Annotated in this window: 18 protein-coding genes; 17 read left to right on the top strand and 1 reads right to left on the bottom strand. The window is 38.0% G+C overall.

Features of this window, described 5'->3' with window-relative positions; translation table 11 throughout:
- The first annotated feature begins 40 nt into the window (after positions 1 to 40).
- The 16 genes from MKY76_RS12665 to MKY76_RS12590 all read left to right on the top strand — a co-directional run bounded on the left by MKY76_RS12665 (position 41) and on the right by MKY76_RS12590 (position 12,324).
- Positions 41 to 2,569 carry a tape measure protein gene (locus MKY76_RS12665; protein ID WP_342556641.1) on the top strand — a complete coding sequence of 843 codons (2,529 nt, stop codon included), beginning with the start codon at positions 41 to 43 and terminating at the stop codon, positions 2,567 to 2,569.
- A complete protein-coding gene (locus MKY76_RS12660; protein WP_342556640.1) occupies positions 2,566 to 3,264 on the top strand; it encodes a LysM peptidoglycan-binding domain-containing protein in 699 nt (232 codons plus the stop codon). The genes MKY76_RS12665 and MKY76_RS12660 overlap by 4 nt, the downstream gene beginning before the upstream one ends.
- A 1-nt stretch (position 3,265) precedes the next feature.
- The gene (locus MKY76_RS12655; protein WP_342556639.1) at positions 3,266 to 4,231 is read left to right on the top strand and encodes a hypothetical protein; all 966 of its coding nucleotides are present in this window, start codon (positions 3,266 to 3,268) and stop codon (positions 4,229 to 4,231) included.
- Entirely contained in the window at positions 4,228 to 4,668 is a 441-nt protein-coding gene (locus tag MKY76_RS12650; protein WP_342556638.1) for a DUF2577 domain-containing protein, read from the top strand. Before MKY76_RS12655 ends, MKY76_RS12650 begins: the two co-directional genes overlap by 4 nt.
- Positions 4,662 to 5,078 carry a DUF2634 domain-containing protein gene (locus MKY76_RS12645; RefSeq protein WP_342556637.1) on the top strand — a complete coding sequence of 139 codons (417 nt, stop codon included), beginning with the start codon at positions 4,662 to 4,664 and terminating at the stop codon, positions 5,076 to 5,078. Before MKY76_RS12650 ends, MKY76_RS12645 begins: the two co-directional genes overlap by 7 nt.
- Complete coding sequence (locus MKY76_RS12640; RefSeq protein ID WP_342556636.1) at positions 5,071 to 6,162, top strand: baseplate J/gp47 family protein; 1,092 nt, start codon at positions 5,071 to 5,073, stop codon at positions 6,160 to 6,162. Before MKY76_RS12645 ends, MKY76_RS12640 begins: the two co-directional genes overlap by 8 nt.
- The gene (locus MKY76_RS12635) at positions 6,159 to 6,815 is read left to right on the top strand and encodes a putative phage tail protein (RefSeq protein ID WP_342556635.1); all 657 of its coding nucleotides are present in this window, start codon (positions 6,159 to 6,161) and stop codon (positions 6,813 to 6,815) included. Before MKY76_RS12640 ends, MKY76_RS12635 begins: the two co-directional genes overlap by 4 nt.
- Positions 6,812 to 7,120, top strand: a complete 309-nt coding sequence (locus MKY76_RS12630) for a hypothetical protein (RefSeq protein ID WP_342556634.1) — start codon at positions 6,812 to 6,814, stop codon at positions 7,118 to 7,120. The genes MKY76_RS12635 and MKY76_RS12630 overlap by 4 nt, the downstream gene beginning before the upstream one ends.
- Positions 7,121 to 7,124: 4 nt before the next feature.
- Positions 7,125 to 7,712, top strand: a complete 588-nt coding sequence (locus MKY76_RS12625) for a hypothetical protein (RefSeq protein ID WP_342556633.1) — start codon at positions 7,125 to 7,127, stop codon at positions 7,710 to 7,712.
- A gap of 2 nt (positions 7,713 to 7,714) precedes the next feature.
- Complete coding sequence (locus tag MKY76_RS12620) at positions 7,715 to 10,273, top strand: sialidase family protein (protein ID WP_342556632.1); 2,559 nt, start codon at positions 7,715 to 7,717, stop codon at positions 10,271 to 10,273.
- Positions 10,273 to 10,494, top strand: a complete 222-nt coding sequence (locus MKY76_RS12615) for a hypothetical protein (RefSeq protein WP_342556631.1) — start codon at positions 10,273 to 10,275, stop codon at positions 10,492 to 10,494. The genes MKY76_RS12620 and MKY76_RS12615 overlap by 1 nt, the downstream gene beginning before the upstream one ends.
- On the top strand, positions 10,494 to 10,649 hold the full coding sequence (locus MKY76_RS12610) for an XkdX family protein (protein WP_066037055.1): 156 nt from the start codon (positions 10,494 to 10,496) through the stop codon (positions 10,647 to 10,649). The genes MKY76_RS12615 and MKY76_RS12610 overlap by 1 nt, the downstream gene beginning before the upstream one ends.
- Positions 10,650 to 10,723: 74 nt before the next feature.
- Positions 10,724 to 10,975: a hypothetical protein gene (locus MKY76_RS12605; RefSeq protein WP_342556630.1), complete on the top strand. Its 252-nt coding sequence runs from the start codon at positions 10,724 to 10,726 to the stop codon at positions 10,973 to 10,975.
- A gap of 131 nt (positions 10,976 to 11,106) precedes the next feature.
- Positions 11,107 to 11,394 carry a hypothetical protein gene (locus MKY76_RS12600; protein ID WP_342556629.1) on the top strand — a complete coding sequence of 96 codons (288 nt, stop codon included), beginning with the start codon at positions 11,107 to 11,109 and terminating at the stop codon, positions 11,392 to 11,394.
- On the top strand, positions 11,384 to 11,641 hold the full coding sequence (locus tag MKY76_RS12595; protein WP_342556628.1) for a phage holin: 258 nt from the start codon (positions 11,384 to 11,386) through the stop codon (positions 11,639 to 11,641). Before MKY76_RS12600 ends, MKY76_RS12595 begins: the two co-directional genes overlap by 11 nt.
- The gene (locus MKY76_RS12590) at positions 11,638 to 12,324 is read left to right on the top strand and encodes a M15 family metallopeptidase (protein WP_342556627.1); all 687 of its coding nucleotides are present in this window, start codon (positions 11,638 to 11,640) and stop codon (positions 12,322 to 12,324) included. The genes MKY76_RS12595 and MKY76_RS12590 overlap by 4 nt, the downstream gene beginning before the upstream one ends.
- A gap of 38 nt (positions 12,325 to 12,362) precedes the next feature.
- Here the strand turns inward: MKY76_RS12590 and MKY76_RS12585 are convergent, their stop codons facing one another.
- Positions 12,363 to 13,523, bottom strand: a complete 1,161-nt coding sequence (locus MKY76_RS12585; protein ID WP_342556626.1) for a Ger(x)C family spore germination protein — start codon at positions 13,521 to 13,523, stop codon at positions 12,363 to 12,365.
- Positions 13,524 to 14,653: 1,130 nt separating this feature from the next.
- On the opposite strand from MKY76_RS12585, the gene acnA reads away from it, so the two are divergent.
- On the top strand, positions 14,654 to 17,359 hold the full coding sequence (acnA, locus tag MKY76_RS12580) for an aconitate hydratase AcnA (RefSeq protein WP_048393126.1): 2,706 nt from the start codon (positions 14,654 to 14,656) through the stop codon (positions 17,357 to 17,359).
- Positions 17,360 to 17,450: the final 91 nt, after the last annotated feature.

The raw sequence follows: 17,450 nt of genomic DNA, 5'->3' as shown, positions 1-17,450 counted from the left end.
CACTCTTATTGAGTGCTTTTTATTTTGGCTAGAGAGGAGGATGATTAAACTGTCTGTACGCACAACGATGTCATTAACAGATAAAATGACTGGCACTCTTCAAAAAATGATGAAAGCAATGAATAGTATCATTAGAGCAATGGAACAAATGCACACAGCATCTAACAGAGCTAGTGATATGCGCAGTTTGCAGAGGGCTCGGCGAGACATAGAAAGTGCAAGTGCTTCTTTTGAACGTTTAAGATCAAGTGCTAGGTTGGCAGGGAGCGAGGGGCAAACTTCAGGAAATAGATTAAGAGATAGTCTAAATGGAGTCCGGGATAGTGCGAATTCTGCCACCAGTAGCGTACGTATGTTGTTAACTAATCTATTGGGTTTTACAACTGCGTACTTATCTATTCAAGGCATTACTAACGGGTTTAGTAAATTTACACAAGCTTCTGATAATTATTCAAATACTAATGCCCGTTTAGCTAATATTAACGACGGATTGCAGACCCAGAAGGAGTTACAAGACAAGATTTATAGGGCATCTCAAAGAAGTTTAAGTTCGTATAACGATACAGCGTCAAGTGTTGCTAAGTTAAATCTATTAGCTAAAGATGCTTTTGCAAGCAATGATGAAGCTTTACGTTTTACAGAGCTTATGAATAAATCATTTAGCGTATCAGGAGCGGGGACGCAAGAGAAACAAGCAGGTATGTACCAATTGACACAAGCGATGGCTTCAGGGCGACTACAGGGCGATGAATTCCGTTCAATAATGGAAAATGCTCCGCTCCTAGGTCAAGCGATTGCTGATGCTACAGGTGTTGGAATGGAAGGCTTGAAGGATATGTCGTCAGATGGTGAAATTACTGCTGATATTATTAAAAAATCTTTGTTTGCAGCAGCTACGGAAATTGAAGACAAATTCAATAAAATGCCACTGACATTTGCTGATGCTATGACAGTCTTTAATAACTGGGCACAGCGAGCTTTCGAGCCGTTATTTGTACGTTTTAGACAATTTGTAAATTCCAATGCTTTCGGAATTTTAGCAGGGCATGCAATGGTGTTTATTAATCTTTTTGTATCAGGGCTATCATTCGTATTCTCGATTCTTGAGGCATTGTATAACATGATTGGGGCTATAGGGCAGTTTATGTATGATAATGCTAGTTTGGTGGTACCTATTTTAGTGATTTTAGGAACGATTATAGGATCAATAGTAGCAATACTAGCAACTAAATATGCAATATTAGGTTTAATTAGAGTAGCCACTCTTGCTTGGGCAGCGGCTCAATGGGTTGTAAATGCTGCATTTCTTTCAAATCCGATAACGTGGGTACTTATTGCCATCATTACCGTAATTGCCTTAGTAGTGATGGCCATGGTTATGTGGGGTGAAGAGACTGCCACGGTAGTTGGGTTTGTAGCAGGCATTTTCGCAGCATTAGGAGCCTATATCCTTAATCAATTTATAAATATAGCAAATTTCTTAACAATTTTTGCCGAATTCTTTATTAATTTATTTATTGATCCCGTCTATGCAGTAAAAAAATTATTTTATGATTTGGTCATGATGGTAGTGGAAAATATGTCAGCTATGACAGGGAGTTTTGATAGTGCTGCAACAGCGTTAGGGAATGCCTTTGTTGCAGGCGTTAACATTGCCATCAAGGCCGTAAATGGATTAATTACCCTAGTTAATAAAATACCTGGTGTTAAATTCGGTAAAATAGGAGAGTTACAGACTGGTAAATCAAATGTCATTACAAAGCATTGGCAGAACTTTGCTGCAAATATTAAAGCTCCAACCAGTGATAAAAACGTAGTTAGTTTGTCTAAGACCAAGCTCTTTAGTATCCCAGATACTTTTAATAAAGCAAACGAATGGGCATACGACGGTATGATGGGAGCTGCCGATAAAGTAAGTGGCTTAGTTGATAAGGCAAAAAGTTTGGCTGGATTAGGTAAAGATGATAAAAATAAAGAAAATCCTTTTCTTGATAAAGCAAGCTTAATGGACGACGTTGTAAAAACCGCTCCTTCTGAATCAGGTCTAGGTGCAGCTGGCGACCCCGACAAAGGAAAATTAAAGGGTGGAAAACTCGATAAAGTAAAAAAAATTGAGGATAAAATCAATCTTGCTGATGAATATCTTGAAGTATTCAAAGATATTGCAGAAGGAAAGGCCATCAATAACATTATTTCACTTACACCTCATTTACAAGTCCATAATAACTTTGAAGATACAACAGGTAGTAAGATGGAAAAACTCCTTAATAAGTATGATGATTTATCCAGAGTAGGGGGGAAATCGGGTGAAATCAATGACCTTGTATCAAACACATTAAATGCTCCAGCTAGAGATGATATTGCAGTTTCAAAAGATGTACGAGAAAAAGTATCTTCTACACCTATTACAAACAGTAATAAGACCATAGTTCAGCATGTTAAGAGTGAACCTAAAATCGAATTTTCAGGTGATATTCATAAAGATGTGGACTTGCAGGAACTAATCAAACAAATTGTGAAGTGGTTAAAAGATGAGCAAGATCGTTCGGTTGAGGGGGTATATACATGATAGGCATCTATCTTAGTGCTAAGAATGATACCGAGGGCTTTCGTATCCCTGTAAATCCGCCTGAACTCCCTTTTAAAAACACGGCTGATGGTGAAGAGTTTTCTATCGCTAAAAAGGGAACTGTTAATGTACCTAAACCAATGAAACTAACAGAGTTTGCTTTCTCATCATTTTTCCCTGCTGATGATACACACTATGCAGAAACTCAGTTCAGAGAACCTCAAATATATATAGACCAGATAAACAAGTGGATGGCCGCAGAAACGGTTATCCGCTTTATTTATGTTGGTGGTTCCTTTTCTATTAATGAGTTGGTGACAATTGAAAGCTTTGAACCAAAGGATCAATTTGGCACAGAAGATGTGGATTACACAATTTCTTTTAAAAAACATGTGCCGTTTGGTTTTAAAAAGATGGAAGTAGTAAAAAAGAGTGCTACTAAAAAGGTAGTGGCCACTAAACAACCAGTAACAGTGGCTAAAAAGGAAGCTCCGCGAGATAATCCTAAACCTGTTCCGCAGACTTATAGTTTAGTAAAAGGGGATTCTCTATGGAAGATTGCTCAAAAGTATACAGGGAATGGAGCAAACTACAAGGCTCTACAATCGTTGAATGGAATAAAGGACAGTGAGTTAAGAAAATTACCTATTGGCCTAAAAGTAAAAATACCGCCTGAGTGGACAGCTAAGAAATGAGGTGACAGGTATAGAAGTATTAATCGACAATCGTGATGGAAAGATATATGAAATCCCTGTCACGTCAATTAGTTGGAAAACAGAAAAAACAGGAAAAGCTTCTGAACTGAATGTTAATCTGTTAAATCCTAAGCCACTCGAAAATAAAATTATATCTGGTGCGATTGTAAGGGTGACTGATGAGAAGCACAAAATTTTTTATGGTTATTCATTTAAAGCTGAACTGGGGAAAAGCAGCGAATTTAAGATTACTGCTTATGACCAACTGAGGTATTTAATGTTCAATGACACGTTTGTCATGAAATCAATGCAGTCTGAGGCGGCTATAGCTCAAATATGCAGCCAAGCTAAATTAAAATTAAGTGTATCTACCAAGACAGGTTATAAAGCACCAGCAATGATAGAGGAAGATAAAAAAGCATTAGATGTCATTATGAAGTATATTGATTCTGCTATTGTCGCAACCAACCAAAGCTTTGTTTTCATGGATGATTTTGGCTCACTTGAGCTTCATAACATTAAAGATTTAATAATCCCACCTACTGATTTTTATATAGGTGAAGAAAGTCTTTTGTATGATTATGATTATTCCATCTCTATAGATGATAGTTACAATCGCATTAAGCTCGTTTTAGATGATAAAAAGGCATCAAAGAGACGGGTATTTATAGCGCAGGATAGTAACAATATCGCTAAATGGGGACAATTGCAGTATTACGAAAAAGTAGATGAAAATATGACGAAAGCGCAAGTTGAGAGTCTGTTAGATGCGTTACTAGCTGTACACAATAAAGAAAAAAAGAAACTATCTTTGAAATGTTTAGGTGACTGGCGTGTACGAGCAGGCAAAATGGTGTTTATCTTCATCGAAAAGCTAGGGTTAAAGCAATTGTTTTTGGTGGATGCTTGTACCCATGAGTGGACACCTAAAGTTCATACAATGTCATTAGAATTGAAGGTGATATGATGAGTTTACTAGATTTAATCAAAACAACAGCCATGGCTGCCTTCCAAGCATCCAATCCAGTTAATATTGTTGTAGGTGAAGTAATTGAATCGAAGCCCCTGAAAATAGAAGTCCATTCCAAGCTCATCTTAACGGATGAGTTTTTGCTTGTTGCAGAGCATTTGACAAGGCATGAACGTATAGTTTCGCTTTCTTATGAACATGTACAAAATTTTTCTAGTGGTCGTATAGGAGATGCATTGAAACAAACAAGTTCTACACGGAAAAATATAGGTGAATCTGCACCTAATCCTTATGAAAAATACGAGATGAAGTATGCACAGTTTATTTATGAAGATGGACTTAAAATTGGTGATAAAGTTGTGCTGCATAGGGTACAGGGCGGTCAAAAATATTTTGTTTCCGACAGATACAAGGAAGGTGATAGCGTATGGTAGTCCCAACAGAGGCAATAACAATAACACCAGAAATTGAGGTAATCGATACCGTTGAATTACCGACACGAACATACCACTTGGATTTCAAAAAAGGGTGTTGTAGAGGATTTATTGATGGTCAGAAAGCAATGGAGCAAGCAATTTTTAAAGCTCTTAATACGATCCGCTTCCATCATCTTATCTATACAAATAACTACGGTTTTCAAAATATGGTTGGTTATGATGAATTATATGTACGTGGGGACTTAGCTAGGCGTATTCATGATGCAGTCTTACAAGATGAGCGTATTACATCATTAGAAAATTTCAGCCTTGAATTTACTTCAAAGGAAGATGTATTAGTGACTTTTATTGCTCGCACTATTTATGGTGATGTAAGTCTCTTGAAGGAGGCGATAAGAATTGCTTGATTACTTAGAAGCTCAATCTTTTGATAGTATCCTAACAGCATTGCTTGAACGGGTTCCAGATGACGTTGATAAGCGAGAGGGTAGTGTCATATACGATGCACTTGCTCCATCAGCGTTGAAACTTGCTGAGACTTATTGGGATATGGCTGTGCTCTATCGTCGCACTTTTGCTGCTACAGCAGATGGTGAAGATCTTGAAAAACGTGTAAATGAGCATGGAGTTGAACGAAAAAAAGCAGGTAAAGCTATTCGTCGTGCTTTGTTTACAGATGGTGATGGACAACCACTTGATGTGTCAATAAGTAGCCAATATCGTTTAGATGAAATTGTATATACGATAATTGAACGGATAGAAGCGGGTGATTTTAAAGCAGAAGCTCAAACAGCTGGATCCGTTGGAAATAAAGATTATGGTGAAATGCTCCCTTTAGAGGCAAACAATCAGTTAGGGAAAGCGATTTTAGCAGATGTCCTTGTGCCTGGTGAAGATGATGAAACAGACGAATCCCTTTATCAAAAGTTTCTAGACCATATTCGTGAGAAAGCTTTTGGAGGGAATCGTGCTGATTATAAGAAAAAGTTAAGGGCCATTCAAGGTGTAGGTGGTGTCCGTTTACGACGTGCGCCATTTGGAGGAGGAACAGTAAAAGCTATTATTATTGATTCTGATTTTAATGTACCGACACCAGAGTTTGTTTCCTATGTTCAAGAGATTATAGATCCAATCGAGTTCAAAGGTGAGGGTTACGGCACGGCACCTATTGGCCATGGGGTCACGGTTGAAGGTGTAGGAAAAAACGATATTGTTGTTGAAAGTGAACTAATTCTTAATGGGGTAACAATTGGGCAAATTGAGGCACAAATAAATGAAACTTTAAAAGAATATTTTGCAGAACTACGTGCAATTTGGTATAAGGATTTAGACATAAATGTGCGGATTACCCATATTGAAGCGAGACTTTTGGAAATCGAAGGAGTAGAGGATATTGCTTCAACCACGTTAAATGGGCTTGATAAGAACATCAATTTGATTGAAGATATCCCTGTTCTCTCACAAGTTATACTGAGGGAAGTGAGTATATGACCAATCCCTTTTTAGAGGAATTACCGCCTTACTATAGAAATATTAGAGAGTTTCGCGAGATGTCCAACACAGTTACAGTATGTTGGGACCAACTTGACGAAGCTCTTTTTGATGTAGAAAATGATCAGTTTATTTTAACATCAAGCGAGACAGCTGTTGCGATGAGAGAAAAAGATTTCGGGATTCGTGCGGACTTGAAAAGTGAAACATTAAAGTTTCGTAAGCTAAGGTTACTTGCTCGTATGCAAGATAAAGCGCCCTATGTACTTGAACACTTAATTAAGGTACTTACTAATTTATTGGGTGAAAATAAACATCAAATTTTACTAGACATTGATCATTTCGAGATGGAAGTAGCCATTGATGTGGAGCAAACCATTTACTATAAAGAGGTAATAAATATAATTGAGCGCATTGTGCCTTTAAATATCGACTTGATGGCGACAATACTTGCTATTAATGATTCTTTAGTGTTGAACGCTGGAACATATGCTTGGAATTTTAACAATAATCGTATATGTGGACGATTTAAAACAGCTTCAAAATCAGCAATCATAGGCAAAGAAAATGTAAGCGTACGAGATGGATCGTATGCTTTTTTACTTCGCGCACGGACTTGTGGGCGATTTAGAGCAGGAGGTGGATTAGTGTGAGCGAAATACAGCCTTTATTAATACAACTTACAGAAGCGTTTTTAAGTAAATTGGTAGTTGGGGCAAAGGTAACAATTGATGGGGTGGTTTATGATAAACCTATTTCACATACTAGTGATCGTTATGGATTGAGAAAATATGTGAAATTAACAACTGAAAAAGGTCTTATTACTCGAGTAGTTTTAGTAGATTCGATGGGTCGAGAGCTATATGTGAAAAGTATGAACTACCAAAAAGGAACACAGGGCTATACCATTGCATTCCCACTCACACTTGAAGCAAAGGAAGTGAAAGTAAGTGGCTGAATTTATGACAAAAGAAATTCCTTTAAATTTTAAAACAAATCCATATAAACGGGTGAAATGGGAGGATGATTTAACGGACCCCAACACTGGTGAAGTGCTAGAAGAGGGCACAATTTTTTGGGCGGAATATGGAAATAATCTTGAGTGGGGGATTTTTAACGCATATCGCTTTATGATCGAAATATATCGGCAAATGCAGCGTATGCGTGTGCAATTGGAATTGGACGGGCGAGTACCTGGGAACTCTGGAACATTTGCTGATGTTTTAGATGGCAGCTCAAACAAAATTAGTTTGGACAAAGCACTAACGGATATTATCGAGGCTGTTGAAATAGGCACAACTACTTTAAAAGTGGCTAGTGTTGATGGCTTTACACCATTTACACAGGTCACTATTTTTGATGATGAACACATTGAGGACGTTGTGATCACTGAGGTAGGAACAAACACTATCAAAGTACAAGCTCTTAAAAATGCATACAAAAAAGGTGCAAAAGTTGTTCGTAGTAATGTCTTGATTGATACGGACAACGCTGAAATGGGTGTCGGTGATTGGCAGACATTTAATGTTGAGTTAGTGGAGGTGGTTTAAGAATGGCAGCACAGTATTATTACGATAAATTTAATACGATAACCAATTATACTTATTCCCAAGGTCCGTGGAGCAGTGAAGCTGGTTGGACGCCAATGACATTTTGGGATTTGTATAGAAACTATACATTCTATAGCCAGAACGGGAGTTATGGTGTATCTAATCAGATAGGGTACAGCGTACCACTTAATATAGGTGATGTAGCCTATAGAATAAGTGGTTCTACTTTACAACGTTTTACTATCTACGCGCAAAACGAAGGTAACTTATCAGGGGCATCACATAATGTAACGATAGCAGAAAAAAAGGCGAGTGAGGTCACGTCAGTACCGAGTTACAACAAAGGTTCACTAGTGCAATCTAACATCGTGGCTGAGAATGGCACATATCCCGCCAACGGACGTCATACAGACGGTTATTGGTACGTTAGAGGCGCTGAAGTGGTTGGTGAGCCTGGAACGATAACGACGTCCGCAATCACATACGAAAACACAGGTGGCAGAAAAGTCACACGACTAAGCAACGGGTGGCTTGTTATGGTTGCAGCGAATAAAGCTGTAGGTACAGTTTATTGGTATGTATCTAAAGACGGAGGGACTACGTGGTCATTACTATCCTATAACAACGGAGGCTGGACAGCACACTTCGCAATAGCTAGCTATGGAACAACCGTGTACACGGTTGTTTCCGCCTTTAATACTACAGGTGTCGTGAAGTTTGACGCAACAACAGTTAGCAACGCAAATCAACCTATTATAACTATCACAAGCACAGAGCAGACGGGAGTCAATTCGGTGTCTATTGCTACAGACCCATTAAACGGCGCAATCCACCTACTATGGTTAGCTAAAACAACGACGTATCCGAACTCCTGGAATTTACGTTATACCAAGAGTACCAATGGCGGTAGTACGTGGAACGGTGCTGCAAATACAACCCAATTGAACGCAAGCGCAACTAACTACACATACATTGATCTGGTAGTAAGAAATGGTGTGCCGATTGCATTAAGTCAACATTACAATCAGTCAATCGGCACTTATACTATATATTCCCATGTTATCAATAGCAGTAATGGTTCGTCTGTAAATTACGAAGTGTTTGCTCACAGTTTACCGCTAGGCAAACTATCGTTAGCAGTAGACAAAAACGGAGTTTTACATGCCGTTTGTAGCGTCTACACAAGCGCTAGCAATTCGACGTACAACGTTGTATACAGCCGTAGTGTTGACGGTGGCGTTGTTTGGGGCGGCACTAAATATCTAACCAATGCTGTATTTGGTAGACATAGCCACGATGCAACTATTTCGGTAGATGCCTCTAATAAACTTGTTGTTGCGGTGTCTACAAGCGCCCTCATACAAAGTGATGGTTATAACGACATTGCAAGTTTTTACAGTAGTAATGGCGGTGATAGTTGGACGCAAGGCGAATTTGTCGCCACATCTAGCGTAGACAACCTAACAGTACCTTTCGTAGTTTATGACCCTACATTTTCGGTAACATTGCAAAACCCGCCTGCCACACTGTATATACAAAACATCAGTGGGGCTTCTAATGCACCTCGTCCGATGTTTAGAGGGACATTAAGTATCAACAAAGCGCCATCAGTTACCCTAATATCACCTTCTGACAATCAGACGTTGTATGAAAACGACACAATAAACCTCACAGGCGATGCTTATGATGCAGACAAAGATCAATCAGTAACAGTTTTCTACCAAATTAATGGGGACCAAAGAAAAGTCTTAGCAACCAACGTCAGTCAAACACAAATTACACTATCCAAGCAGCTCACATTTAAAAACGGCAAGCTCTTTGATGGTGAAACAGCTCTCACTGGAACACTTGCTGAAGGGGTAGCACACACGTTAAAAGTATGGGCAGTCGATAATGAAAATGGCCAGTCTGCAACTATTGAACGTACATTTTATGTCGTGCCTAACCGAGCTCCTTTACTATCTGTTGATGCTGTTGTACCTGCAGGAGTTGTCGATGCAGACAAATTTAAAATTAGTGGTACTTCGTCTGATCCAGATGCAAACGCGAATGTTAAAGTAACCAAAAAAGTAAACGCAAATAATCCTGTTGAAATCTATAACGGACCAGGTGGTCCTTGGGAGTTTGATGTATCACTTGCTGAACTTGTAGTAGGTGAAAATACCATCGTTATTGAAGTAATAGACAACTATGGTGCTAAGACAAGTAAAACAATAAAACTTAAAAAGAATGAAGTGAAAACGCCTATTTTGCATGCTGTGGCGAGGTACAAGATTACACCTCCTGCTGGATCTGCAAAGGGCGTTTTGTTATTCATTGAGCGAGACGAGGGTATGGACCTTAAAGTTGAACTTTCCATGACATTAGCTGGTGAGCAAGAGCAGTATGAAACGCTAACGGCCAATAATACGGCTCCTATGCCTACAAAAGGCATCGTTGAAGATACTTTTTATTTTGAGACGACAGAGCCGAAAGACAACATCATTTTGAAAATCTCTACAACACGGTCAGATGTAATGGTAAATCACAAAATCCATCTAATATCGGGGGCGGTTGAATAATGGCTTTTGAATATAAACAACGTGAATCTGATGGCTCTATAGGGCAGCCTGTAAAGGTTGGAACTGGATTGAGCATAGATGAACAAGTATCGTCACTTGGTGAGCAGTTGGCCCAGGAGAAGATTAAGGGCATTCAAAAGGATCTTCTTATAAATAGTCTTGGTAAAACAGTTACACAGTTAAAGCTAGAAGTAATGGCATTGAAAGGGGGTGTTTCATGATGCAATTCTGGCAAATCGCTTTTATGTATAAATGGGTGACTGCAGCACAGTTACGATTAGCAGTTAAAACAGATGCAAATCCTTTTGGTGAAATCACGCCAAAACAGTACAAGGAAATTACAGGGCAAGATTTCGAGACGCAAGCAGAAGCTTAGGGTTATTTTTATTGTCTAGTTAGCAGGAAATACCGTCCATTTTGAAGAAATGAGTAGATGAAAGGGAGGTTTTCATGGAATATTTTGATAAAATTTTTCTAGCTAATCATTTCCATCGCTCATCTGGTTACTTTGAGATTATTCTCGACAAGTTAGTAATAGAATGCGACGGGATGAAAAACTATTTTGAAGCGTTGCGTAAAACAGATGTCGTGATAAATGACATTGAATTTTATAAAAGTGATGAATTAATCAATGGATATTCTTATAGTTTTCGAGTGAAGTCTGTAACAGACAACAAAGCAGAACTTATAATAATCCAGTGATATAGCGGTAGACAAATTAAATAATAAATATTCTTTATCAATCTGGAATTTTTTTATTCCATTAACATTTAGGGAATTTAAGGATGCGTCAATCGACGTGTCCTTTTTATATTGTTGAAAGTAGGTGTTCTATGAATATTGAAATGTCACTGCTGTTTGGGGCAATTGGTGCATTGCTAGGTGTTATTGGTGTCATTGCAACGATGAAAAAAGATAGTAAAGTACAAGGTGCATCCGAAGCTAGTATTTCAGCTAAAGTAGATTACATAGCTCGGGGAGTGGATGATATTAAACTAGATTTTAAAGACCAGGGTCGAAAGATTGAAGCACAAAATGAGCGCTTGATCCGAGTAGAAGAATCAGCAAAGCAAGCACATAAACGAATTGATAAAATGGAGGATAACAATAATGAAGATTAATTGGAAAGTACGTTTAAAACATGGGCCATTCTTAGTGGGAGCATTTTCATTATTACTGTTATTAATTCAACAAATTGCAGCTTTATTTGAATTTGATACTACGATTTACAATGAGCAAGTAACAGATATTTTTAATACTGTGCTTGCATTGTTAGTTTTATTTGGCGTAGTGAGTGATCCAACAACGCCAGGACTAAATGATAGCGAAAGAGCGATGAGATACAGCCGAAAGGATGATGATAAATGAGTACAAGCGTAACTCAAACATGCAGAGATTTAAGTGAATTAACTGCAGCTGCTCAAACAGCTTGTCGGCTACTCTTTCAGGAATGCTTCAAAGCAGGTATAACGGACATTTTTATCACAGAGACATATCGCAGTCAAGCACGCCAAAATTACTTACATGAGCAAGGCCGTACAAGGTTATTTGATGATGCAGGAAATAAATTATATAAAGTTACATGGACTTTATTAAGCAATCACACATCACGTAGAGCGTGGGATATTGCCGTAGCTCCACCTCGCGATTTATATGATAAATCTACATTGTCAAGGGTCGGCGCAATCGCCAAAAGGTTAGGAATCACATGGGGAGGGTATTGGCCTGCTGGACAATATGATGCCCCTCATTTCGAGATTCCTACATCATGGAAGATGCCAAAAGGATACAAGTTAGAAGGACAAGTAATTGTTCCATCTAATAGCAAATTAAAAGTACAACTATTTGTTGAAGATAAACCAAAAGAAAAGGATGATGATATTATGAAATTTACGAATCCAACAACTGAAAATGCAGTGCGTGATTATATTAAACAATCAGTTGATAAAAAACTGGTCGATAAATCTTGGTTGAAGAAATTCGATAATGGTACTATGACAAGTGGTGATTTTGAAGGATTGAAGATTATCATTGCACAACGTAGCGCTTAATAGCAGTAGCCCGTTACCTTAATTGGTAACGGGCTTTTTTATTCTTCAATTGTCTCATCAAAAGTTTTCCTTCCTGGATTTATTTTATTAACATGAACATTTATTTTACTTATTGAATCTTCCGTTAAAGGTATTTTTCCATTATGCTCGATTTTTTTCCACACCTTTACATTACTTCTGTATAGATATTCTGATAAACGATATACATCAGCATCTAATTTTAGACCTTCTTGATAAGTTTCTTTAACTTCTTTTTCTATTTGTTGAGCGATATTTTTTCTCACTTCATCCGTAGTAATCTTTCCTTTGAATCCATTGAGTGTTCCTTGTATTTTGATATCAATTTCAAATTCAACTTGATCGTTTTTATTAACAATGGGCTTAACTTCGAGATTTAAATTATCTATGTCAACAGTTAGATAATCCCTTTCACCACCTTCTAATTTAAAGGTAACTTCTCCCCGACTTGTCTCTTCATTCATCCATTGATTGCCTCTTGCTGATGAATCTTTAATAAAACCTTTAATCCCATTTTTTGAGAGAATGCCTATACCGGAAAAGGTGGTTTCATCCATTTCTCCCTCATCATTTTCCCAACCTTTCATTATCTTTACATAAGGTATACCAATCTCATGGCTCGGTTCATTTAAACCAATAATTAATTCCCTTAAATTTATAGGTTGAACAAATGTTAATTGTTTAGTAGTACTAATTGGATTACTTAATTTCGAAGCTGTCATAGAGTTTCGCAAAATTGGTGTTACAAGCATTAAGTCATTAATAGGGTCCGTTGTGCAATAAACCCAAATATGATATCTTGTTTCTCGAAAACGAATAAAAGTATCAATAACAGGAATGCTTCGTTCATTTTCCATGGCTCGTTCTGAGAATATTAGGTATCTCATATGCCCCCAAAAGATCTCTTGATCAGATGAACGATACAATTTATAAATCGCTTCTTCAATTGTTTTACCTTCAGCATACCCGACTTCAGCAGGTTCAACATCACCGCCCGATTGCTGTGATCTAGCTACATCAGCAAAATTGATAATTTGTAAGTAAACTTTATATTTATCGTCTTCAAAATCAACCCCAACGGCATTGATATAGTACATTCTTTGAGGTTCCGTTACATCCCAACAGCCTCCCAGGAGCAGAGTAGAGGATAAAATAAGAAATAATAATTTATTCATTGTCATTTTTTCGCCTACTTTTATTAATAAAATGTACCTTTAGTATTCGCCTACCGTTTTGGTTCTAAACTATAAAAAACACTTCTGTACTAGGGAGGCAAATAACAGTTGGGTTGATAAAACAGATCAATGCGTACAAACAAACGTTCTTAACCTAAAAAGGTTGCCGAAAAACTGAAACAACCACCTAAACACCCTGAACGTGACTAGTTTGATCTTGAGGAACTTGGCTATAGTTTAAGTGAAGTGTATTACATTTGATCAGATTTAAAAAGCTTCCTTACTAAACGCTAATGATTTAAAGAGAAGATCACTTGGTACTAAACGTGTATATAAAACTTGATATGGCCATCAAATCATTACAGTGTGATTATGACAGCTATTAAAACTTTTGGAGAAGATGAAGTGATGAGATATGTCCTCAAACCGTTGATAAAACAGGATTGAGGACTTTTGGCTGATTTGGTCTGACAACCAAGAATATTGACTAGAGAAATTACCGACGATAAAGTGTTTCTTTAGGCCAGCCTTGGTAAATTATCAGGTTTATAAATACTATCCTTTGAAGAATCTACACCTCCTACTAATTATTAGAGAATTAAAAAGTGTCGAATAAAAAAAGAAATTCTTCATAATGTATTTACTCTGTTGGTAGTTATTTGTAATAATAAAAATGTATTAATATAGTAGAATGTTTTTGTATTTTAAAAAATAAAAATGCCACAGATTGTGGCAAAGAAATAATATTAACTTTAAAGGAATTTATATCGTTCTTTCCTTATAAGAGAGTACCTGTCCAAACCTTCTTTATCTACATTTTTACGAACTGGGGCACCATTTTAAAAAAAGTTACAGGTGCCCCAGCAAGTGCCCCAAAAAGTGCCCCAGTTAAATACATTTAGATACACTTCGTTAGACAGGTATAGAAACCCTCATTAATACAAAACCTTGATATTATGCACATCAAAAAATTAAAAACATCAGGATAGAAACCAAGGTCATAAGTTATGCTTATCAAAAAAGATAATATTAATGTAATTTACTTATGAATATAAATGCGCTATCATGGGTATTGGAGAAAAGATGCTACACATTTTTAAAGCCTTTTCAAAAAGATATATTAGGGGGATCCGCAAATGGCACAAGGTAATTTACACAACAGCCGTGCATCATTCGAAGTGAATGGTAAAACTTACAATTACTATGACTTAGCTGCGATTGAAAAAGCTGGCGTTGCAAAAGTTTCAAACCTTCCTTACTCAATTAAAGTATTATTAGAATCTGTTTTACGTCAATATGATGCGTATGTAATTAAAGAAGAACACGTAAACGAATTAGCAAAATGGGGTAACGGTGCTGACCCAGAGGCAGAAGTACCATTCAAACCTTCTCGTGTTGTATTACAAGACTTTACTGGTGTACCAGTAGTTGTTGACCTTGCATCTCTTCGTTCTGCAATGAAAGAAATGGGCGGCGACCCAAGCAAAATCAACCCTGCTATTCCAGTTGACCTTGTAATTGACCACTCAGTACAAGTTGACAAATATGGTAATGCATCTGCATTACAAGCAAACATGGACCTAGAATTTGAACGTAACGCTGAGCGTTATAACTTCTTAAAATGGGCTCAAACTGCTTACAATAACTTCCGTGCTGTACCACCAGCAACAGGTATCGTTCACCAAGTAAACTTAGAGTACTTAGCTCCAGTTGTACACGTAAACGAAAATGCTGACGGCACATTCGAAACATTCCCAGATTCAGTAGTAGGTACTGACTCTCATACAACAATGATCAACGGTATCGGCGTTCTTGGATGGGGCGTAGGTGGTATCGAAGCTGAAGCAGGTATGCTTGGTCAGCCTTCATACTTCCCAATTCCAGAAGTTATCGGTGTTAAATTAGTTGGCGATCTTCCAAACGGAACAACTGCTACTGACTTAGCATTAAAAGTAACACAAGTATTACGTCAACGTGGCGTAGTTGGTAAATTCGTTGAGTTCTTCGGACCTGGCGTATCTAAATTACCACTAGCTGACCGTGCGACAATCTCTAACATGGCTCCTGAATATGGTGCTACATGTGGTTACTTCGCAATCGACGAAGAATCATTAAACTACATGCGTTTAACTGGTCGTGACGAAGAGCACATTGCGGTTGTAGAAGCTTACCTAAAAGCGAACCACATGTTCTTTGATCCAACATTAGAGCCAGTTTACACAGACGTTTTAGAAGTAAACTTAGCTGAAATCGAACCAAACCTTTCTGGTCCTAAACGTCCACAAGACTTAATTCCACTATCTCAAATGCGTTCTCGTTACAAAGAAGCAGTAGTGGCACCACAAGGTACACAAGGTTTCGGTTTAACAGAAGATGAATTCGAAAAAACTTCTGTAGCGAAGTTCGCTGAAGGCGATGTAGAAATTCCAACAGGTGCTGTTGCAATTGCTGCGATCACTTCTTGTACAAATACTTCTAACCCATACGTATTAATTGCTGCGGGCTTAGTTGCGAAAAAAGCTGTAGAAAAAGGTCTAACAGTGCCGAAATGGGTAAAAACTTCTTTAGCACCAGGTTCTAAAGTTGTAACTGGTTACCTTGAAGATTCAGGTTTACAAACATACCTTGACCAAATCGGTTTCAACACTGTAGGTTACGGTTGTACAACATGTATCGGTAACTCAGGTCCATTATTACCTGAAATCGAAGAAGCAATTAAAGCAAATGACTTATTCGTAACTTCAGTTCTTTCTGGTAACCGTAACTTTGAAGGTCGTGTACACCCACTTGTAAAAGCTAACTACTTAGCTTCACCACCACTTGTTGTTGCTTATGCACTTGCTGGTACAGTGGATATCGATCTACAAAAAGATTCATTCGGTAAAGACAAAGATGGTAACGAAGTATTCTTCGCTGATATCTGGCCATCAACTGAAGAAGTTAATGCAGTATTAGGTACTGTTGTTAACCGTGAGTTATTCCAAAAAGAATACGAAACTGTATTCACAGCGAACGAAAAATGGAATGCAATTGAAACATCAACTGAGTCTCTATACACATTTGATGACAAATCAACTTACATCCAAAACCCACCATTCTTCCAAGGTCTTGCAAAAGAGCCAGAAGCTATTAAAGGCTTAGATGGCTTACGCATTATGGCGAAGTTCGGTGACTCAATCACAACTGACCATATTTCTCCAGCTGGTGCAATCGGTAAAGATACACCTGCAGGTAAATATTTAATTGAAAACGGTGTTGCAATCCGTGACTTCAACTCTTACGGTTCTCGTCGTGGTAACCACGAAGTAATGATGCGTGGTACATTTGCAAACATCCGTATCCGTAACCAAGTTGCTCCTGGTACAGAGGGTGGATTCACTACTTACTGGCCAACAGGCGAAGTAGAGTACATCTATGACGCATGTATGAAATACCAAGAGCAAGGTACTGGCTTAGTCGTACTTGCTGGTAACGACTACGGTATGGGTTCTTCTCGTGACTGGGCTGCGAAAGGTACATTCCTACTTGGCGTGAAAACTGTTATCGCACAATCTTACGAGCGTATCCACCGTTCTAACCTAGTAATGATGGGTGTTCTTCCACTTCAATTTATGCCAGGTGAATCTGCTGATACATTAGGCTTAACTGGTAAAGAAGAAATCTCTGTTAACATTACTGACAACGTAAAACCACGTGAAATCTTAACAGTAACTGCTAAATCTGAAGACGGCACAGTTAAAACTTTCCAAGCTTTAGCTCGTTTCGACTCAGAAGTAGAGGTAGACTACTACCGCCATGGTGGTATCCTACAAATGGTTCTACGCGCAAAAGCTGCTGAGTAATCATCACCATAAAAACCGATCTCTTAGGAGGTCGGTTTTTTATTTATTAAGAGAGTGTTGGATAGAAGTGACCAAAATATGTATAAATAGC

It is taken from the genome of Lysinibacillus sp. FSL P4-0201, assembly GCF_038593425.1.
Lineage (GTDB): Bacteria > Bacillota > Bacilli > Bacillales_A > Planococcaceae > Lysinibacillus > Lysinibacillus capsici.
This window is presented reverse-complemented; position numbering and strand designations above follow the sequence as displayed.

Bases quoted from the DNA above. Each gene is read 5' to 3' on its own strand.
- MKY76_RS12665 (WP_342556641.1), top strand. From the start codon at position 41: ATGATTAAACTGTCTGTACGCACAACGATGTCATTAACAGATAAAATG.
- MKY76_RS12660 (WP_342556640.1), top strand. From the start codon at position 2,566: ATGATAGGCATCTATCTTAGTGCTAAGAATGATACCGAGGGCTTTCGT.
- MKY76_RS12650 (WP_342556638.1), top strand. From the start codon at position 4,228: ATGATGAGTTTACTAGATTTAATCAAAACAACAGCCATGGCTGCCTTC.
- MKY76_RS12645 (WP_342556637.1), top strand. From the start codon at position 4,662: ATGGTAGTCCCAACAGAGGCAATAACAATAACACCAGAAATTGAGGTA.
- MKY76_RS12635 (WP_342556635.1), top strand. From the start codon at position 6,159: ATGACCAATCCCTTTTTAGAGGAATTACCGCCTTACTATAGAAATATT.
- MKY76_RS12625 (WP_342556633.1), top strand. From the start codon at position 7,125: ATGACAAAAGAAATTCCTTTAAATTTTAAAACAAATCCATATAAACGG.
- MKY76_RS12620 (WP_342556632.1), top strand. From the start codon at position 7,715: ATGGCAGCACAGTATTATTACGATAAATTTAATACGATAACCAATTAT.
- MKY76_RS12615 (WP_342556631.1), top strand. From the start codon at position 10,273: ATGGCTTTTGAATATAAACAACGTGAATCTGATGGCTCTATAGGGCAG.
- MKY76_RS12610 (WP_066037055.1), top strand. From the start codon at position 10,494: ATGCAATTCTGGCAAATCGCTTTTATGTATAAATGGGTGACTGCAGCA.
- MKY76_RS12605 (WP_342556630.1), top strand. From the start codon at position 10,724: ATGGAATATTTTGATAAAATTTTTCTAGCTAATCATTTCCATCGCTCA.
- MKY76_RS12600 (WP_342556629.1), top strand. From the start codon at position 11,107: ATGAATATTGAAATGTCACTGCTGTTTGGGGCAATTGGTGCATTGCTA.
- MKY76_RS12595 (WP_342556628.1), top strand. From the start codon at position 11,384: ATGAAGATTAATTGGAAAGTACGTTTAAAACATGGGCCATTCTTAGTG.
- MKY76_RS12590 (WP_342556627.1), top strand. From the start codon at position 11,638: ATGAGTACAAGCGTAACTCAAACATGCAGAGATTTAAGTGAATTAACT.
- MKY76_RS12585 (WP_342556626.1), bottom strand. From the start codon at position 13,523: ATGACAATGAATAAATTATTATTTCTTATTTTATCCTCTACTCTGCTC.
- acnA (WP_048393126.1), top strand. From the start codon at position 14,654: ATGGCACAAGGTAATTTACACAACAGCCGTGCATCATTCGAAGTGAAT.